This is a genomic window from Pseudoalteromonas sp. Angola-4 (assembly GCF_028599265.1).
GTDB classification, from domain to species: domain Bacteria; phylum Pseudomonadota; class Gammaproteobacteria; order Enterobacterales; family Alteromonadaceae; genus Pseudoalteromonas; species Pseudoalteromonas atlantica.
Genome location: NZ_JAQREK010000004.1, coordinates 69,764 through 88,720 on the forward strand (window position 1 = coordinate 69,764; position 18,957 = coordinate 88,720).

General features: G+C 38.0%; 11 protein-coding genes. 8 read left to right on the top strand and 3 right to left on the bottom strand.

Annotated features, from left to right (window positions below; all coding sequences use genetic code 11):
* Positions 1-14: 14 nt before the first annotated feature.
* The 5 genes from PSH48_RS07220 to PSH48_RS07240 all read left to right on the top strand — a co-directional run bounded on the left by PSH48_RS07220 (position 15) and on the right by PSH48_RS07240 (position 8,575).
* Positions 15-3,041: a type I restriction endonuclease subunit R gene (locus PSH48_RS07220; protein ID WP_273611240.1), complete on the top strand. Its 3,027-nt coding sequence runs from the start codon at positions 15-17 to the stop codon at positions 3,039-3,041.
* Positions 3,042-3,164: 123 nt separating this feature from the next.
* On the top strand, positions 3,165-4,817 hold the full coding sequence (locus PSH48_RS07225) for a hypothetical protein (protein WP_165744499.1): 1,653 nt from the start codon (positions 3,165-3,167) through the stop codon (positions 4,815-4,817).
* A complete protein-coding gene (locus tag PSH48_RS07230) occupies positions 4,817-6,391 on the top strand; it encodes a hypothetical protein (RefSeq protein WP_206013325.1) in 1,575 nt (524 codons plus the stop codon). The genes PSH48_RS07225 and PSH48_RS07230 overlap by 1 nt, the downstream gene beginning before the upstream one ends.
* A gap of 110 nt (positions 6,392-6,501) precedes the next feature.
* Entirely contained in the window at positions 6,502-7,413 is a 912-nt protein-coding gene (locus PSH48_RS07235) for a WYL domain-containing protein (RefSeq protein WP_273611241.1), read from the top strand.
* Positions 7,414-7,486: 73 nt separating this feature from the next.
* Positions 7,487-8,575: a cell division protein FtsZ gene (locus tag PSH48_RS07240; RefSeq protein WP_273611242.1), complete on the top strand. Its 1,089-nt coding sequence runs from the start codon at positions 7,487-7,489 to the stop codon at positions 8,573-8,575.
* 41 nt (positions 8,576-8,616) lie between these two features.
* On the opposite strand, the gene PSH48_RS07245 is transcribed toward PSH48_RS07240, so the two are convergent.
* The gene (locus tag PSH48_RS07245; protein WP_273611243.1) at positions 8,617-10,179 is read right to left on the bottom strand and encodes a tyrosine-type recombinase/integrase; all 1,563 of its coding nucleotides are present in this window, start codon (positions 10,177-10,179) and stop codon (positions 8,617-8,619) included.
* A 123-nt stretch (positions 10,180-10,302) separates the two neighbouring features.
* Positions 10,303-11,976 carry a hypothetical protein gene (locus PSH48_RS07250; RefSeq protein WP_273611244.1) on the bottom strand — a complete coding sequence of 558 codons (1,674 nt, stop codon included), beginning with the start codon at positions 11,974-11,976 and terminating at the stop codon, positions 10,303-10,305.
* Positions 11,977-12,235: 259 nt separating this feature from the next.
* On the opposite strand from PSH48_RS07250, the gene PSH48_RS07255 reads away from it, so the two are divergent.
* The 3 genes from PSH48_RS07255 to PSH48_RS07265 all read left to right on the top strand — a co-directional run bounded on the left by PSH48_RS07255 (position 12,236) and on the right by PSH48_RS07265 (position 17,346).
* Entirely contained in the window at positions 12,236-12,490 is a 255-nt protein-coding gene (locus PSH48_RS07255; RefSeq protein WP_273611245.1) for a YfhL family 4Fe-4S dicluster ferredoxin, read from the top strand.
* A 132-nt stretch (positions 12,491-12,622) separates the two neighbouring features.
* Positions 12,623-13,948 (top strand): methyl-accepting chemotaxis protein, encoded by a 1,326-nt coding sequence (locus PSH48_RS07260; RefSeq protein WP_055255596.1) that lies wholly within the window; start codon positions 12,623-12,625, stop codon positions 13,946-13,948.
* Between the two features lie 470 nt (positions 13,949-14,418).
* Positions 14,419-17,346: a TonB-dependent receptor gene (locus tag PSH48_RS07265; protein WP_273611246.1), complete on the top strand. Its 2,928-nt coding sequence runs from the start codon at positions 14,419-14,421 to the stop codon at positions 17,344-17,346.
* A 45-nt stretch (positions 17,347-17,391) separates the two neighbouring features.
* Here the strand turns inward: PSH48_RS07265 and PSH48_RS07270 are convergent, their stop codons facing one another.
* On the bottom strand, positions 17,392-18,870 hold the full coding sequence (locus PSH48_RS07270) for a hypothetical protein (protein WP_273611247.1): 1,479 nt from the start codon (positions 18,868-18,870) through the stop codon (positions 17,392-17,394).
* Between the last annotated feature and the right edge of the window lie 87 nt (positions 18,871-18,957).

The following is an 18,957-nucleotide window of genomic DNA, read 5'->3' on the forward strand; positions in this document are numbered from 1 at the left end:
GAGAGTTTATAGGGATGGTTAGTCAAACAAACGAACAAGCGCTAGAAGCTGCAATAGAAAAAGCATTAACAGGAACATGCTTAGAAGACATCAAAGCAGGTGTACAAGAAGCTGTGCCTGATTTTGGCAACAAGTTTTATAAGCTTGGTCAGCCGACTGACTTTGACATGCATTATGCGTTAGATACTAATTATTTCTGGCAGTTTTTAGAAAATACTCAAGAAGAAGAGCTAGAAAAACTTAAGCGTAATAGTCCCAATGATTGGCAGCGTAAAGTACTTGAACGTTTTGACAGACTAATCAAAAAACACGGCATCTTGCATTTACTGAAAAAAGGTTTGAGTGTTGATGATGCACATTTGAACTTAATGTATCCAGCACCACTGGCAAGTAGCAGCGACAAAGTTCACCAGAACTTTGCGGCAAATATTTTCAGCTCAACTCGACAGCTTCGTTATTCAAAAGCTAATCCGCTTCAAGAAATAGATATGGTGCTGTTTATTAATGGTATTCCATTGATAACCTTAGAACTTAAGAATGCTTGGACAGGACAAACAGCGCGATATCACGGTCAAAAGCAGTATCGGAATGATAGAGATATAACTCAACCTCTACTGCAATTCGGTCGGTGTTTAGTTCATATGGCGGTTGATACCGATGAAGTGTATATGACCACCAAGCTTGCAGGTAAAAGTACTTTCTTCCTGCCATTCAACAAAGGTAATGGGCATGGGCAAGGTAATCCGCCAAATATGTTTGGTCATAAGACTTCATATCTATGGGAAGAAGTATTTACCAAAGAAAGTTTGGCTAACATTATTCAGCATTTTGTCCGCTTAGATGGCTCAAGCAAAGATGATCTCAAAAAGCGCACGCTTTTCTTCCCTCGTTATCATCAAATGGATGTTGTTCGTAAGTTAGTAAACCATGCCGCCACGCATGGCGTGGGTCAAACCTATTTGATACAGCATTCAGCTGGTTCAGGTAAATCAAATTCTATTACCTGGGCTGCTTATCAGCTTATTGAAACTTACCCACAATTATCAAATGTTCCGGGAAGCCGAGGTATAGAGCAGCCGTTATTTGATTCGGTGATTGTTGTAACGGACAGAAGGCTTTTAGACAAACAGCTAAGAGATAATATTAAAGAGTTTTCTGAAGTTAAGAATATTGTTGCTCCTGCTTTTAAATCATCAGAATTAAAGTCAGCGCTTGAAAATGGTAAGAAGATTATTATCACTACAATTCAGAAGTTTCCATTTATCATTGATGGTATCAGTGATTTAAGTGATAAACGTTTTGCGGTGATTATTGATGAAGCGCATAGCTCTCAGTCAGGCTCTGCGCATGACAATATGAACCGAGCTATGGGTAAATCTGAAATAGAAGAGGCTGAGGATGCTCAAGATAAAGTACTTCAAGCCATGCGTTCAAGAAAGATGCGAGGTAATGCGTCTTACTTAGCATTCACTGCGACACCTAAAAATAGTACCTTAGAGAAATTCGGACAACAACAAGAAGACGGCAGTTTTAAACCATTCCACTTGTATTCAATGAAACAAGCAATTGAAGAAGGCTTTATTCTTGATGTCATAGCGAATTACACCACCTATAAAAGTTACTATGAAATTGAAAAGTCAATTCAGGATAACCCTGAGTTCGATACAAAGAAAGCTCAGAAACGTTTACGAGCTTACGTAGAGACTAGTCAGCAAACTATCGATACCAAAGCTGAGATCATGCTTGAGCATTTCATACCGCATGTTGTGAATAGCAAAAAGCTTAAAGGTAAAGCTAAAGGCATGGTTGTTACTCAAAATATTGAAACAGCTATTCGTTATTACAAAGCGATAACTAGACAGCTTGAGCAACAAGGCAATCCATTTAAAGCCGTTATTGCATTTTCTGGAACCAAAGAAGTTGACGGTATTGAATATACCGAAGCAGATATGAACGGCTTCCCTGAAGTTGAGACCAAAGATAAATTTGATACAGATGAGTATCGCTTACTGGTCGTTGCTAATAAGTATTTAACAGGCTTTGATCAGCCAAAACTGTGCGCAATGTACGTTGATAAAAAGCTAGCGAGTGTTCTTTGTGTTCAAACGTTGTCTCGTCTAAACCGCTCAGCTCCTAAGTTTGGCAAAAAGACAGAGGATCTGTTCGTGCTAGATTTCTTTAATAGTGTTGATGATATCAAAACATCATTCGATCCATTCTACACTTCAACAACGTTATCAGAAGCAACTGACATTAATGTATTGCATGAGTTGAAAGACTCTATGGATGATGTTGGCGTTTATGAATGGTATGAAGTTGAAGACTTTATTAAACGTTATTTTAATAATGAAGATGCTCAGACGCTTAGCCCAATTATCGATACCGCTGCGAACCGTTTTAATTATGAATTAGAGCTTGAAGACGAAGATAAAGTTGATTTCAAAGTAAAAGTTAAACAATTCGTGAAAATCTACGGGCAGATGGCTTCAATCATGCCATATGAGATTGTTGCATGGGAAAAACTGTTTTGGTTTTTAAAATTCTTAATACCGAAACTTATTGTTAAAGACCCTGACTCTGAAGCGCTTGATGAATTATTAGAGTCAGTTGATTTAAGTTCTTATGGTCTTCAACGAGTTAAGTTGAATTATGGTATTGGGCTCGATGATGATGAAACTGAGTTAGCACCACAAAACCCTAACCCTCGTGGTTCGTATGGTGGTGAAGAAGAACGAGATCCGTTGGATGATATTATCAAAAACTTTAACGAAAAGTGGTTCCAAGGCTGGAGTGCAACGCCAGAAGAACAGAAAGTTAAGTTCATAAATATTGCACAAAGTATAAAGCAACATCCAGACTTTGAAGCTAAATACCAAAACAACCCTGATCCACATAACCGTGAATTAGCATTCGAAAAAATGGTGAAAGAGGTAATGCTGGCTAGGCGTAAAGATGAGTTAGAACTTTATAAATTATTTGCAAACGATCCAGCTTTTAAGGTCTCTTGGATGCAAAGTATGCAGCACACAGTTGGGTTGTGATGAATTTGCTAAATCATTTTTTATAAGGGATAAGATGATGGGAACAAAAAGAACTCCAGATTATCTTAAAGAGAATCAGCTCGGAGATAACAAGTTCAAAAAACGCATAACTAGGGATTTAATATGCAAAATATAAATATGTACATAAAAGAGAATATTGGCTCTGTGAGTTCAAATGTCTTTACAGCTCCAAATATTCCAGAAAAAAAGCTGAATAATGCGGCTAAATCGATGGGGTTAGTTGATGTTATTAATTCAATAGTCGCTATTTTTGATAATACGGCCTTTGGTAGTGCGAAAGATGGTTTTGCTATTACTGGTGAGAAAATAGCCATAAAGGATATGTTTGAAGATCCGTATTATATAAAATTTTCAGACTTGAAGGCCGTTGAGTACATAAAAGATGTTGAACAAAAAAGTAACGGTAAAGAAAAAATCACAGAAAGTATAAAATTTGTAAAAGCCGATAATTCAAGTGTTAATTTAACCAGTTTATTGAGTTGTAACTATGAGCTATTAGCAAATATATTAAATGATGCAATAAAAAATACAGACAGTTTTGAAGAAGAAGATCAGCTAATTACTCTCAGTGAGATGTCTGAAAGACTTAAAATAGCTTATTTAAAAATAGTTATTAACATGGCTTTTTCCGATGATGGTGTTGTTGACGATCAAGAGTTTGCTGAAATATTGCTTTTAATGACTCGTTTAGAATTAACAACAGAGTCTCGTTTTGAAGTTAGGGGCTATATTTCTAATACTGATACACATTTATCAGTTGCTCAGTTACTTAACGTTATAGATGAAGAGGCATCCCCTAGCCATATAAAATCTATTAGGATTTCATTGGTTAAAGATCTTATTAGTACTTACATGAGTGTTAATAATGGAAAGTACGAAAACTTCGATTTTTTAAACAATAATAAAAAGCTTTTTGCTGTTAGCGATGAAGAAATAGATTTAGCCGTTGATGCAATAAAACTAGATTTTAATATGCTTAAAACTGATTTCACAGATGATGCACTTACTAAGGGTATGAAAGAATTATCAGCTAAGGCAGGAGCCGTAGGGGTTCCATTGGCAGCTGTTTACTTATCTGGTTCTGTTATTGGTATGTCTGCAGCAGGTTTAACTTCTGGTTTAGCTACTCTTGGTCTTGGAGGAGCTTTGGGGTTTTCTAGCATGGCTACTGGAATTGGTATAGCTGTATTAATAGGTGTTGGTGCATATAAAGGCATAAAGCATTTAACAGGTGCAAATGAGCTTGATCAATTTAAAAGACGCGAATTGATGCTCAATGAAGTCATAAAACAGACTCAATCTACAATATCGTTATTAATAGGAGATTTAAACTTTATAACGAATAAATTAAATGAGGCTCTAAAAAATCATTCTTTACAAGATGCAAAGATACAAAAACTTATGAAAATGATGACAGCATTGTCAGGCGCTGCCGATGTGTTAAACGAAAAATCTAATCGTACTCAGAACAACTGTATTAAAATGCGTTGTCCAAATGAATTAGATCACGGTAAGTTAAAATCTCTAACAAAAGAGCCTACAAAACAACAAATTTACACCGTGGTAATGTCTTTTTATATTGAGAAGGATGTTAGTAAGGTAGTTGATGGCAATGAAAAAATTAGTAAAGTTTATAGTTTGAAGAATGATATACCAACATCTCAGCTAGATAAGCTTGCGAAAATATTTGAAAATATCGGCTATTTTAATGCAGTTGACGTTATCAAAGGTAAAGTGTCAGGTCTTTTTTCTTAATGATAAATAAAGACGAAAAAGCCTCTGTCATGCTGGTGCAAAAGCATCAGCTAGACAATGCGGATGCAAAAATAACAGAAATAGATGCTGTTTTAGATTCTTTATTAATTGATCAAAATAACTCAGATGCAAACTTAGACAGCATGCTGGAGAGCATGAGTGATCTATTGAATGAATCGGGTATAGTTTTTGATGAGCGAAAGCAAAACGTAGACTCTACCTTAGACGCTTATATTGCTGATACGAATGGCATTGTGCTGCAAAAGAATAATCCAATACAAATGTTATCTACAATTGATATAGATGATGATACTGATTGGAATGAATATATTTATTCAATCAATAAGTATGCTGGTGAGCATGATATTGACTTAACATCAGATCCCTATAATCAGCTGCTTTCTTTATCTCAGAAAGTGAATATAGAAAAACGAATAAAAGATGAGTTTACTCATAAAAATGCCAACTGCGATAAGTATGATTATTTAATAGCAGGAACATGCGGTGTTATAGGCGGCCTTATTGATGTTTTTTTAGTTGGCGCCCCTGGTGAAGGGCTTTTAGGTAAAGTTACTGATAATGGCACTAAAGGGGCTATGGAAAAGTTTGCTGAAGCATTTGGTTTTGAACGTCAAAATAAGGAATCCCAAGGTTACCAAAAATACCTTGATAGATGTGAAGTTAAAAATAAACCTCCACTTGATAAAGAAACGTGGATGAGTAGTCAGGCTGTCCAGTTTTTGGAAAATAAATTTGGTATAAACTATGACCAAACCAGCACCAACAAAAAAGGTAAATCAGGTACAGGAGGAGCTGTAGAAAATCTAACTCCAACAAACCACCATTTAAAAAGTCTTGGGCATTCACCTGATCTTATTGGTTTGTTTTTTTCAATCTATAATCAGTTTACTAGTACATCAAGTTTTGTATCAAATGGAAAATTAATAACAATTGAAACTGAAAGCTTTGAACTTAAAGGTCATACAACCATCGCAAAAATATTTTGTGGATTTGTAAATTGGTTAGGGCACCTTTTTTCAGATATGGCTGGCTCTAATACTTCAATTGCTAAGGGAAATCGTGGTTCTGGTATACCAATCCCATTTTATAATTTGCTGTTATTAATTGATGTTGGCGAGTTTGGTAAGGATAAGCAAACTTTTGCAACTATTGCTACAAAGGTTTTTGAAAAAGGCTACGATTTTCGACATGGTTTGGCTATGGCTATCCCAGTTCTTGTTACCGAGCTATTAACTAGAATTATGTGGGTAATAAAGAAACGTTTTTATCATAAAGAGCCTTGGAAAAATTGTATACCTAGGGCTATTGAGCCAGAGCTTAGGCGAATGCTCCTAGTTGCTCATGGCTCTTTATGCTTAATTGATGCTGGAGATGCCGCGATAAAATCTGGTGGTGAAATAGTGCAGTTTTTATTGAGGACTAATATTATTGGTTGGGTTCGCTTTGGTAACTTAGCTTATAAAGAAGTACTTGCTTGGCACAAGAGTGGTCATATAGACCATGATGCAGTAGACGAGTACTTAAAAAATGAATATATAAAAATGTTAAAATGAACTCAAAAGGCTTAGGCTCAAGTTAATAACTGCATGAAACTTAAACTATGAACACTGCCCGACATAATTCAATTTTAGATTTTATACCTTCAAGTCCTAAAAGTACTTCAGTGAGTGAACTACAAATTGCTTTATCGAAAAGTGGATTGGATCTTTCCAGCCGTATGCTCCAGCGAGACCTACAATCACTATACGAGCAAGGGTGCTTCGGTCTTGAAAAAGACACGCGCAGTAAACCCTATGGTTGGTCAATCAATGCGCAATGGAGAGGTGGTAACGCAAAAGTAATGAGCAGCGAAGTTGCAGAGCATTATTTGCTGCTAGAGCAGTTACTACCGCAATCTGTACCGAGCGATGTTAAACGCTCAGTTCACATTAAAGCAGAGCAGGCTCTTAAACGTTTTAATGGTCATGTGCCTAATTGGCTTGCAACCCTTCCTAAGCCTTCGTTAAAAGTGAATATTGATACTCAGTTAGTTGCGAAAATTGAGCATGCGATTCAGTATAAACGTGCTGTGAGTGCTGAGCTTTATAGGGTGCTTTATGATGAAGCGCATTGGTTAAAGTTTGCTGAATTAAGCTTTTATAGCTTAGTTGAACAAGGCGGTGTTTTAATGGCGCAGTTTATGGTGGGGTCGCTTCACGATAAATGCTATCAAATGCCGGTTTACCGTATTCGTAATGTACACATTTTGCAAAAGACACGACGAGAGCCAAGTACTGAGCAGTTAGAGTCGCTGCGTAGTGCGATTAACAAAGGCAAGTCGCAAGAAGCGATTGAGTTAATTGTAAAAGTACCCAGCCATTCGGCAGTTAATCAGGGGTTTATTGAGCTTGGTGAGCTGACTGATAAGCAACATATTGATGAAAAAAGTGTATTAGTTACCTACCAAACTATTGATACCGAGCAATTAACCGATGAGTTATTTAAATGTGCTCATTGGCTCGAGGTTATTAAACCTGAAAAGCTGCGGCAAAGAATTATTAGCAAGCTTAAAGCGGCCGCTAACATTTATAAATAACTCCAACTAGTTTGGGTGCGTCAAAAATTGACGTACCTGTTTGCTATGCTCCTTTAAAAGTTAAGGAGTAGTTATGTTTCAATTAATTCAACAAAATGATGGTTTATCAATCGGTGTATTTGGCATTGGTGGGTGTGGCTGTAATACGCTGAACAGTATTTTTGAACAGCGCGAGTCTGAGCAGGCGCATTTGTACAGCGTTAATACCGACAAAGTGGTACTTGAGCATACGCAAAGTGATGAAGCAGTACTGATAGGTGCAGAGCTAACACATGGGTATGGTGCAGGGGCCGATCCTAAAGTTGGGCTACAAGCGGCAGAAGAGAGTAAAGAGCAGCTTTTAACGCTTATTAATGGCTGCGATATAATTCTGTGTGCAACAGGGTTGGGTGGCGGTACTGGGACTGGCGCTAGCCCTTATATTGCTCAACTTGCTAGTGAGCAAGGTAAGCCCATTATATTTGTTGCTACATTGCCATTTAGTAGTGAAGGGCAGTTTAGAAGCAATATAGCGCAAGCAGGTTTAAATGAGCTTAAAGAGCATGCTAATGCTGTTATTACTCTCCCAAACGATCAACTTATTGAAGTGCTAGGTATTGATATTGGCTTATTTGATGCGTTTAAACACTCAAACCAAATACTACACTCACTAATAAAATCATTAATCGATATGCTGTGCTTTCAAGGTTTAATAAACGTTGATTTAAATGATTTTGCGAAAATTATGGATTGCCAGGGCGATGCAGTACTAGGTGTTGGTAAATGCGATGAAGAAAGCGAGCTTACTACTGCACTTGATAGTGCACTCAATAATCCGCTGGTTAATCAGGTCGATATGTCATCAAGTACAGGGGTAATAATACAAGTAAATTGCAAAGATGAAATTTCACTGGGTAGTTATAACCTCATTACCGATACAGTACGTCAGCAGGTAAGCCCAAACGCGTTAGTTATTTGTGGTGTTTCAAAAATAGAAACCTTAGCAACCAATTATGAGCTACTGGTTATTGCTACGGGCGCGAGTTCTAAAATGGTACTTGATGACACTAAAAGTGAGTCAAGCTCTAAAGTAGTCGCCACTAAGCCAAAGCCATCTGATATTTTTGACATCCCTGCTTTTATAAGAAATCAATCTGCACCACCTAGTAAAAGCTCTTTATAGGTTTGTAAATAACGACAACGCTGTATAGCAATATGTAAGCGCTACTCTAATATTTGCAAAGGGCGGCTCTTTTTAAGCTTTTGGGTTTGCTGGATTATATTACTCCAGATAGTTGAATATGCATTTATTGTGCTTTTGACGTTGGCGATAAATGTATTTGAATTATCAAATTTAAAAAATGATTTTTGTGTCGTTTTGTTTTTTAACTTAGCCTGTATTTTTACTTCTTTAAGTACTTCCTTCTCAAAGAGGGAAAAGTTTTTATAAAGTGCTTTAATATCAGTGTTATATATTTTATTCGAGTGGTCATAATGTTTACTCATCGGATCGTGATCTGAAACAGAGTGATGAAGCATTTTTTTAGACTCAATTTCAGCAATTGTTGATGACCCAATTTTTTTAGTCAGCACTTCTTTCATATGCGATTTTAAGAAGCTGCGAAGCAGTGTTGGAAATGCTCCGGCTGAGCCTTTTATATTTATATTATCTCGCGGGGCCGCCACCATGTTTTTTGGTGCATGATATTTAAGAGCTCGGTTTAAACTCTCTTTACTTATGGGGTTTGAGCCGCTTTTAACCTTGCAGAATAAATAGGTGCGGTTTATGTCTGGGTTTAATTTTAACTCTTGCTGTATTGCTTTTTTCATCTCGGATGTGAGTTGTATTTTAAACTCTTTTTGGTTTTTCATAGCACCGCGAGTGGTATGGGTTGTTTCAGGAAACGTTAAAAATTTAGGATTATTTAAATCATCTATATACGACAGACGCAGGTTACAAATATTTATGGGCCTTAGCCCAGTAAACATCATCAGTAGTACGGCATTTATTAATGTATTATTTTTAGCTGCTTTTAGGCCTATGTATAGCTGAGAAATTAAAGATATATCAGTATATGCCTTACAAGCAATAGGCTTCGAAGCTCGAGACGATATATAATTATTGTCTATTTCTAGAAATGGATTAGTGCCGTTATTATATTTATTTTTTGCGAACACCCACAGTTTTTTCATTTGCTCGAATAACTTAGCCACATGCGGACCACTTTTCTCTGTTAGTAGTTGGTCAAGCGTTGATTCTATTATCTCAGGCGTAATAGTTTGAAATAATGTATTTTTACCAAAGGCATTTTGAATTGCATTAAGGTAAGAGGTGTATGTTGTTACTGTGGTTTCAGCTAACTTGCTAGGGCTATGTTTATTTATTGACTGTAAGTTTTCTATTTGTTTACTCACTACAAATTCAAATGTGTAATTAGAGGTGTTCTTTTTGTATATTTCGGCCGCTTTTAATTTTGCTGCTGAAAAACTCATATCATTAGAATCACCAATCTTTGTGTTTTTTATGCCATGTTCTTTTTTAAAATGAGTAAAAAATTTAATAATGCCATCATGCTGGAAGACAATTCTTATTTGATCTTTAAGTTGATATTTTGAAAGTCTTTTTCCTTTTTCTTGCGCCAATATAATAGTCGCAAGACTGGCTAGCTCTTCCATTGCCTCGTTAGAGTAGGGTGGCTTAAATGCATTAAATTCAGCCATGCAAAGGTCACGACTTTTAATCGTGACCTCACATGGTTTTACTGAATTTAATACTGATATTGCCATTAATATAAAAACCTTAAAAAAGTTAAAATCATCAAATAACTGATGAGGTCTCGCTCTAATAAGGCAATGATATGAAATTAGTTTTTTTTACAAAAACTTTGGTAAGTCGAAATTAAACTTTTTTTAATTATTTTTTGCTTTGGCCTCTTGGTCATTTAAATATCTCTCAACGACAGCTCTTCCTTCTTCGGTTAAGATCAAATCTTTTGTTGTCCTTCCTGTGTCTCCAAGTGGTTGGTTGATGAAATTTACATAACTACCTTTGTAAACTAAATAAGCTTTAATTCTATCTCTCAGGGCTTTTTTTACGTTATTTTCTTTAAGATTTTTAGCTTGATTACTTTGCATGCCGGTAAGTCTCATTTTTTGGCTTTCAAGCTCCTTCGCTCTTTTCAAAATACTTACTTCATGAATTTTAAAAACATTAAATTTTAATTTTGTAGAGGTTCCAAATAACTCTTCAGACCTATCATAGTTAAGCCCATTCGGATCATCGTTTTTTCTTAGGTGATGAAGCGCTAGTCGGGTTAATTCTTCTGCATGCCTAAAATGGTAGCCGTTATCAACCATAATCGCTTTTGTGTTGGATTTAAAAAAGCTTCGACACATTGTGCAAAAGGCTCCAGCAGATCCTTTCATTACAATGTTTCTTTGATCACCTTTTACTGCATCAACGGGAGAATAATCTTTTATCACCTTATCTAACGATCTTTTTGCAAATGGCTTCCTAACGTCTCGTGGCTGAAGAAATATATGAGTAGGATTACAGTTAGGAAGCGCATTTTCCATCCATGCTCTTTGTTCCAAAATAATCGCACGCATCGCTTTGGTTAATGGCAACTTGTATTCTTTTTGGTTTTTCATTTCGCCACGCACACCAACAACGGATGCTGGAAAGGTAATTAACGTAGGGAAATCGATACTATTGAGCCACTCCCATTTCATCTGCGGAATGTTGATCGGGCGTATGCCTGTTAAAATCATAAATCGAGCAGCGTTCTTTTGATGTATATTCGGTGCTGATGCTAGGTTAATCCATAATTCAGCTATCGAATCGAGATCAGTATATGCTTGGCAAGGTCTAGGGCTTTCTACTCGGTCAGATACATAAAAGTCATCAATGTCAGTTGCTGGATTTTTACCAGAGTTAAATTTGTTTTTGGCAAATTTCCATACCCTCCTAATTTGTGCAAAAAGTACGATTGCCTGAGTATTTGACTCTGCCACAATAATGCGATCAATAATCTTTTCTAACTCGCCCGCTGTAAGTGATTTAAATGATTGATTAAGCGGAAAATGTTGCCTGAGTTTTTTCAACATGCATTGGTATGTTTTAAGAGATGACGCTGCAAACTTTGTCGGCGCAGTGTTATGGCGCTCAATTAGGCTTTTCTCGTAAGCATTAAAAACTGTTTTAACAGTGTGGTTGTTTAAAACTCCCTCCTGCATTTGAGCAGTAAGCTTACATGCTTTTGTTATTGTTAATTCGGGCGTTTCACCTAACTTTGTATTTGCTATGTCAGAGGCTTTAGGAAAGTTAGAATAGTAAATGACATTACCAGATTTGGAAAAAATTAGTCGAATGTGGTGTTGCGCGTCATATTTTGACAACCGCCTAGTGCGCTTTGTTTTAACTCCTTGTTTTAAATCACATTCCTCTTCATAAAGTATGATTTTTTTGGCCAGCGTAGCACACCGATTTATATTATGCATAGAAAAAGGCGACTTTAGCTGTTTCCATTCTAGTTTAGCTTTTGTGTATTGGGCTTTTGTAAGCGTTGATATTGATTTTTTCATTTTGATAAAACCTAAAGAAATAAAAGCCTTACGGCGATTTCTATTGACTTAAATCAACAAGGCAACAAAGAAAAAAAGGCATAATGTGCGGTTGAGGCTCACATCTAAAAGCAAAATTATGTGCTACGAATGTGTGCTACGATTTAATAAAAAACAGTGGTTTTTTATTAAACTAATACGGCTTAAAAAATAGCCTGTAAATACTTTTTATTTTCTTAACTTATTGTTTTAAAATGATTTTAATTGAAAGGGCTACAAAGTGGCTTTACTTATAAATAACAAGTGCATTAATTGCGATGTATGTGTAGATGAGTGCCCCAACAGCGCGATTTTTATGGGAGAAGAAATCTACCAAATAGACCCAGATAAGTGCACTGAATGTGTGGGGCATTACGATAAACCAACGTGTGTCATAGTGTGTCCTATTAATTGCATTAAAAGCGATCCTTTAAATAGGGAGTCATTTGAGCAGCTCGCACAAAAGTATGTAAACCTAGTTGAAAGTGAAGGCTGAACACATAAAAAGGAACATATGCTTACAAATTTAGCAAAAAATTAGCTTAAACTACTTATTAATTATCGCGTTATCATTAATACCTCCTATACTGGAAGTAACTTGATTTAGTGTTTTTTGGTAGGGAAATTAATGTTTTTTTCAAAAGGTAAGCAAAACGAAATAGCCGCTTTAAAAGCTCAGTTGTACCCTTTAGAGCAAGTGTGGGATGGGCTTTACAAAGAAATGCTGGTACTTAATGTACTTTATGATGGGCGAATTTCGCATGCTAACGATAACTTTTTAAACGCATTAGGTTATAACGAAGATAATTTAACAAATAATCAGCTAGGCGATTTTATTGCTGAACAGTCGCGGTTATCACCTGAATACGAAGAGCTTGAAAAAGCATTCCAAAAAGAAGGCCACTGGAGTGGGGCTATTGAATTTGTTCGCCAAGATGGTAATGCAGAGTGGCTAAGATTAATTGTGCACCCAGTGGTGGGTGAGCAAAATCAATTATTGTATTTTTCGGTGTTTGGCACTGTACTTACTAAAACCATTACAACCTCTCGTGAACAAAGCGACACAATAAAAGCGATTTATCGCTCTATGGCTGTGATTGAGTTTGATTTACAGGGGCATGTATTAACGGCAAACGATCAGTTTTTGTCAGCCATGGGGTACAATGAATCAGAAATAATTGGCCAGCATCACCGGGTATTCTGTCAAACCGAAGAAGCTAATTCGGCTGAATACCAACAGTTTTGGAGCAAGCTTAGGCAGGGCCAATTTATTGCCGACAGGTTTAAACGTATAGATAAATATGGCAATGTAATTTGGTTAGAAGCCACCTACAACCCTATATCAAATGATGCGGATCAGCTTTATAAGGTAATGAAATTTGCCACCGTAATTACTGAGCAAGTAAACCGTGAAATTGCTATTTCGCAAGCAGCCGAAATAGCCTATGGCACCTCTACAGAAACAGATAAAACCGCAGAGCGTGGCAGCTGCGTATTACAAGAAACCGTATCTGTTATGAACGAGCTGGCTGTAAATATGGAGCAAGCGGCTAACGAAATTTCGGCACTGGATCAACAATCTCAACAAATAGCCAGCATAGTGCAAAGCATAAGTAGTATTGCCGAGCAAACCAACTTACTTGCACTCAATGCTGCAATAGAGGCTGCGCGTGCAGGAGAGCAAGGGCGCGGGTTTGCTGTGGTTGCTGATGAAGTAAGGCATTTAGCGTCAAGAACATCAAAAGCAACAGAAGAAATTGTGGAAGTGGTACAGCGTAATCAGTCACAAACCCAAAGTACGGTAGCGGTTATTGAACAAGGCAAAGAAAAAGCAGAGCAAGGTTTAGCGCTTTCTAAAGAGTCGGGTGAGGTTATGGCAGAAATTCAAGATGGAGCCCAAAAAGTGGTAAATGCGGTAGGGCAATTTACCAGCCAATTAAACTCTAATAACTGATTGAGTAAATACGTTAAAACAACAAGCATAAAATAAAACCGCGAAAGCGGTTTTTTGCTTTAACAAGAATGCGTACCGGCACATATTAAGTAATTTGAACTGTGGGTAATAAACCTATCTCTGGCTAGAGAAAATAAATTTAACTATCACTGTAATTTAATTTGTTAGTAAGTCTCTTAACCAGAGTTTAGGTGAAGTAAAGCGGCGGGTAATATTTTTATAACAAGGGGTTATTTTCACCTTAGGTAGCATTAAATAGCTTAAAAACGGGCGTATAAACCCTAATAAGAATAAATAGTGAGGTGTGAGTTATTTTTTAACCACAGTTGAGACTAAATTAAGCCAGGCGTTAACAATACATTAAGTTTCGCCATGTAAACTTTGCAGCAATTTGCCATTACGTACTGCAATACGCTAATGGATCACTGATTTGCTTAGCCTAAGCAATGTAAATGGAATAGCTGTAAAAAATGATTAATTGCCTACGTCATTACCCTTTATCTAAAGTATACAAATCTTTATTTTGCGCATTACTTATTACCTCAAGCCCGTTTAGCTTAGCTGATGATGCTGCCTCACAAAACGCTAAAACACTGCTTAAAAAAAATATGGAAGTAATTGAGGTACGGGGTATACGCTCAAGCATGGCCGAGAACTTAGATGTTAAGCGTATGTCTGGCTCTGTGGTGGATGCAATTACTGCCGAAGATATTGGCAAATTTCCTGATAAAAATGTAGCGGATTCGTTGCAGCGAGTACCTGGCGTTGTTATTGAACGCGATGGCGGAGAAGGGGCATCGGTGAGTATTCGTGGTTTATCATCTGAGCTCACATTTACTCAGCTTAATGGCAATTTTATAGCCTCATCACCTGGGGAGCCTTCACGCTCGTTCGATTACACTTTACTGCCATCTGCCATGATAGAGAGCGTAGAAGTGTATAAATCGCCAGAAGCGCGTTTAGATGAAGGCGGCGTGGGCGGCACAGTATTAATGCATAGCCGCAAGCCTTTAAGCATGGAGGCAAACTCAGGTGTATTTAACGTTGAATCTACTTACGCCGATGTGACAAAAGAGTACGAGCCGCAATTTAGTGGCTTATATTCGTGGAAAAATGAGGACGACACCTTTGGTGTATTAGTGGGTTATACCTATCAAGAGCGTACTAATCGCACTTTAACAGGCAGCACCGATGCAAATGTATGGCGTTACACTGGTGGCGGTCAACCGACTGATATTAATGGAAATGCCGTTGATAACAATAACGGTTGGGATACGATAAGTGATGCCAGCGGTAATCGTTATGATGGCGTGTGGTTTCCGCAAGTTGTACGTGGCTCTGTGCTTAATGAAAAACGTGAGCGTGAAGGTATTCAATTTAGTACACAATGGCGCCCAACTAATCGTTTAGAACTAGGGTTTAACTACTTTGGTTTTGCACTCGGACAAGACCGAACCGAATCAGTCATTGATATCCCCGAGTGGTCACTCAATCCTGATTTTTTAACCGTAGTAAACTTGGATGAAACAGGCACCATTGCAACGGGTATGCAATACAATGCCAGTGCTAGCGGTGTTGAAAACGATATGCAATTTCCGTGGATGCGTGGCAGTTATGTACGAGAAGAGTCTACCTCCGATACTATCGATTTTAATTTAACCTATGAAGGCGATAGCTTTAAAGCGCGGTTTGTTATTGGTAACACTCAATCTGAGGGCGGCCCTGAAGAAAGCTGGGAAGCCGCTTATAAAAGCTCAAACGCCGGTGAAAACGAAACCGTTATTCAAAACGCATCGCAAAGCGCTGCGTGGTCTTTAAATGAAAATAATGTATCGCTGAGTATTGATCCCAACACATTAGCTAACTTGCAAAGTGGCTTGGGCGGCGGGCGTGATGCTGGTTCGTCAAATTCAAGCTTTGTGCGCAGCGAACTCGAAGAGGATTATTATCAAGCCGACATCGACTTTTATGTTGATTGGGGGCTTTTAAAAACGATTAGAACCGGGGCTAAATATCGCCATGCCAATTTACACCGCGAGACCGGTAATACGTTTTTTTTAGATCCTAACTTTGATATTGCTGCAGGTGAAGCGAGCGAGCAAGGTATAACGCAATTTGATAGCTACCAATGGAATGGCGGTATGCCACTTGCCGAGGATGTGTTTATTAATCAAACCAATATAGTTGGCGGGTTTAATATAAACCAAATGCCCAGCATAGATTGGGATAAATACCGAGATTTAGTAACCGACAACTACACGCCTTATACCCGCATAGAAGATAACTTTGTATACGATATTGAAGAAAAAATATCAGCGTTTTACATTCAAGGCGATTTTGAATTTAGTGAAGTAAGAGGTAATTTAGGTGTGCGCGTAGTACAAACTAAAACCTTAACCTCTTCTACCGATTTATATACTTATCAACTTGATCACACCAATGATGAAACAGGCGAGCCGGTAACTGGCGATGCGCGTTTTGTAGAAGACTATCAGTTGGTTACACAAAAAAACACCGACACACAAATTCTACCAAGCTTTAACATAGCGTGGGATGCCACCGACGATTTAGTGATTAGAGGCGCTATTGCTAAAGTGATGGCGCGACCAGATTACAGCGATTTAGGCTCTCAGCAGCGTATCACGTTTGTATCAAATGAATGGGCAGAAGACAGAGCCGCATTCAACGAGCTTGCGGGCTTTAGTGGCAGTGGCGGTAATAAAAATTTAAAACCTTTTGAATCAGTGCAGGCCGATTTATCTATTGAATATTATTACGCCGAGGGCTCTGCATTAGGGTTAGCGCTGTTTCATAAAAAGGTTGATAACTTTGTTGTGCCGCTGGTAATAGATATGCAGCAAGAGTTTGCAGGCAAAGAAAATATAGTAGAGAGCGGTTTCATTACCGTTGCGCCATACAGCACAGTGGGTAATGGCACTGATGCGGTATCAAAAGGGGCCGAAGTATTTATTCAACATGCATTTGCAGGTGGTTTTGGTTTTTATGCTAATTACACCTATAACAAAACCAATAAAGCCGATGTAAGTGTAAATGGTGAAGAATTTGGCCAATCGCCATTAATTGGAAGCGCTAAATACCAGTACAACACCTCTGCTTATTACGAAGGCGAGTACTTTACTCTTCGCGCGTCGTACAATAAACGCGGCGAAACAGTACTTGGCTTAAACAGCGGTTTAAATGTATACCAAGACCCTTACGAGCAAGTTGATGTAAATGCCGCCATTAATATATCTGATGGCTTAAGTTTAACAGCCTCTGTTATTAACTTAACTAAATCGGAAACTGTTACGCGTTTAGGTAATGATAGCGATGCGCGTTTATTAAGTTCAAGTTACTCAGGTAGGCGCTACTACGCGGGTATAAATTATAGTTTTTAAAGGAGCAACCTAAGCCCGTTATACTAGGCTTAGGTTGCCATTTTACTATTCATTAATAGAATTATTGTCGGCAAAAATAGATCTAATTGGGCGCAGTATATTATCTAGCGTTTTAGAAAAATGACTCTGCTCAATGGTAACGCTCGAAGACCATGCCTCAGGCATGTTAAGGGCTCCAACAGCTTTCACCATACAGCGAATTTCGTCTCCAACAAATTCATTGGTCAATTCGAAGGTGTTTTTTACCGTGTACGTTAGTGGGTAACCACTTGCAAACCAGTAATAACGAACATCTTTAACGCCTTGAATGTTTGCTTGGCATTCAACTGTGTTTCCTGCAAGGGCATCCCCGACGATCTTTGGTCTCGCTAGAAATGGCTCTGGGAGCTTTTCGATTTCTGAGGTTTTTTGTAAAACCTCAATAAAATCAATGTTAAAGTTTTCTTGCTCTGTTGTTGGGTTACCATTATGTGATTTTAGAGCATAGTCTAATTGTATATCTAGCCTTTGTAAGTACGTTGCAGGGGTGGGGACACGCCCAACTTCTACCCACTTTTCATTACCTGAGTCATCACTAATAGTAACATTGATATACGTCATGTCAGTATCAACAATAAACTCCCAAGTGTGGTATTCGCCATCCCAAAACTCCATTCCACCTTCAATATTACTTTTTTGCTCTGTTAATTCCCCCCAATAAGCTTTGTAACTCTTATAACTTGAGGATTGCTTGGCAAAAATATTTTTTACAGCAGTATAATGATAATGTGAAGACAAGCCATTTAACCACTGACCATTAAGGCCGTCGAGTTCAAACCAGTCCACTTCAATACGGTTAGCAGTTCGCCAAAATAAAAAGTCAGGGTTGTACGACCAAAAAGCTGGGAATAACCCACCTGGTAAGTCACTTTGGGCTACTTTGGGAAGCATATACCGTATCCTAAATACTTTCGGCCCGCTCCAAGTGTAACCATGACCCAGATCATTTACACTGTAAAAAGCACTCCCTCTCCAACGGTCACTTTTTTTAATGAGCGCTAAAGTTTGGATTTTGTCATCACTATCGTGAGGATAAGCGTTGTAGGTACGATTAGGAGCAATGAGCTGAGCGCTCGCACCGACTGCAGGATTAAAACCTGGGGCAGCCCATAGGTTGGCCTCGCCACTGGCACTATGTTTTACTCTATCATGACGAAAGTCATCATAAAATACTCTCTCAAACCCTTCAGGCACGACTCTTTCGTTACCACTATTTACCCGAACCTGTGAAGGACTAATTGATTTCCCCCATTCAGTCCATTCCTGTTCATCATGGATATATCTATAAGGAAAATCTTCTTTATCCATAACCGGGCGAGTATCTTTGTACGGGTGGTCGTTTGGTAAATCAATTGGACTTAATTGGCTATTAGTCGAATCAGCGAGTGCAGCTGAGCGATGTGCAGCCCACCCTGTCATTTTACGAACCATTGCTTCTGAAGGTTCTGTTAAGCCAAAAGCTAAAGTGTCGTAAGCCCAAGCCATATTTCCGGTGCTCTTATCTCCAAGGTAGGAACTCGGCTCATATAGCCATTGTCCAGAAAATCGATCTGGTTGCTCAGTGTCAGTAGA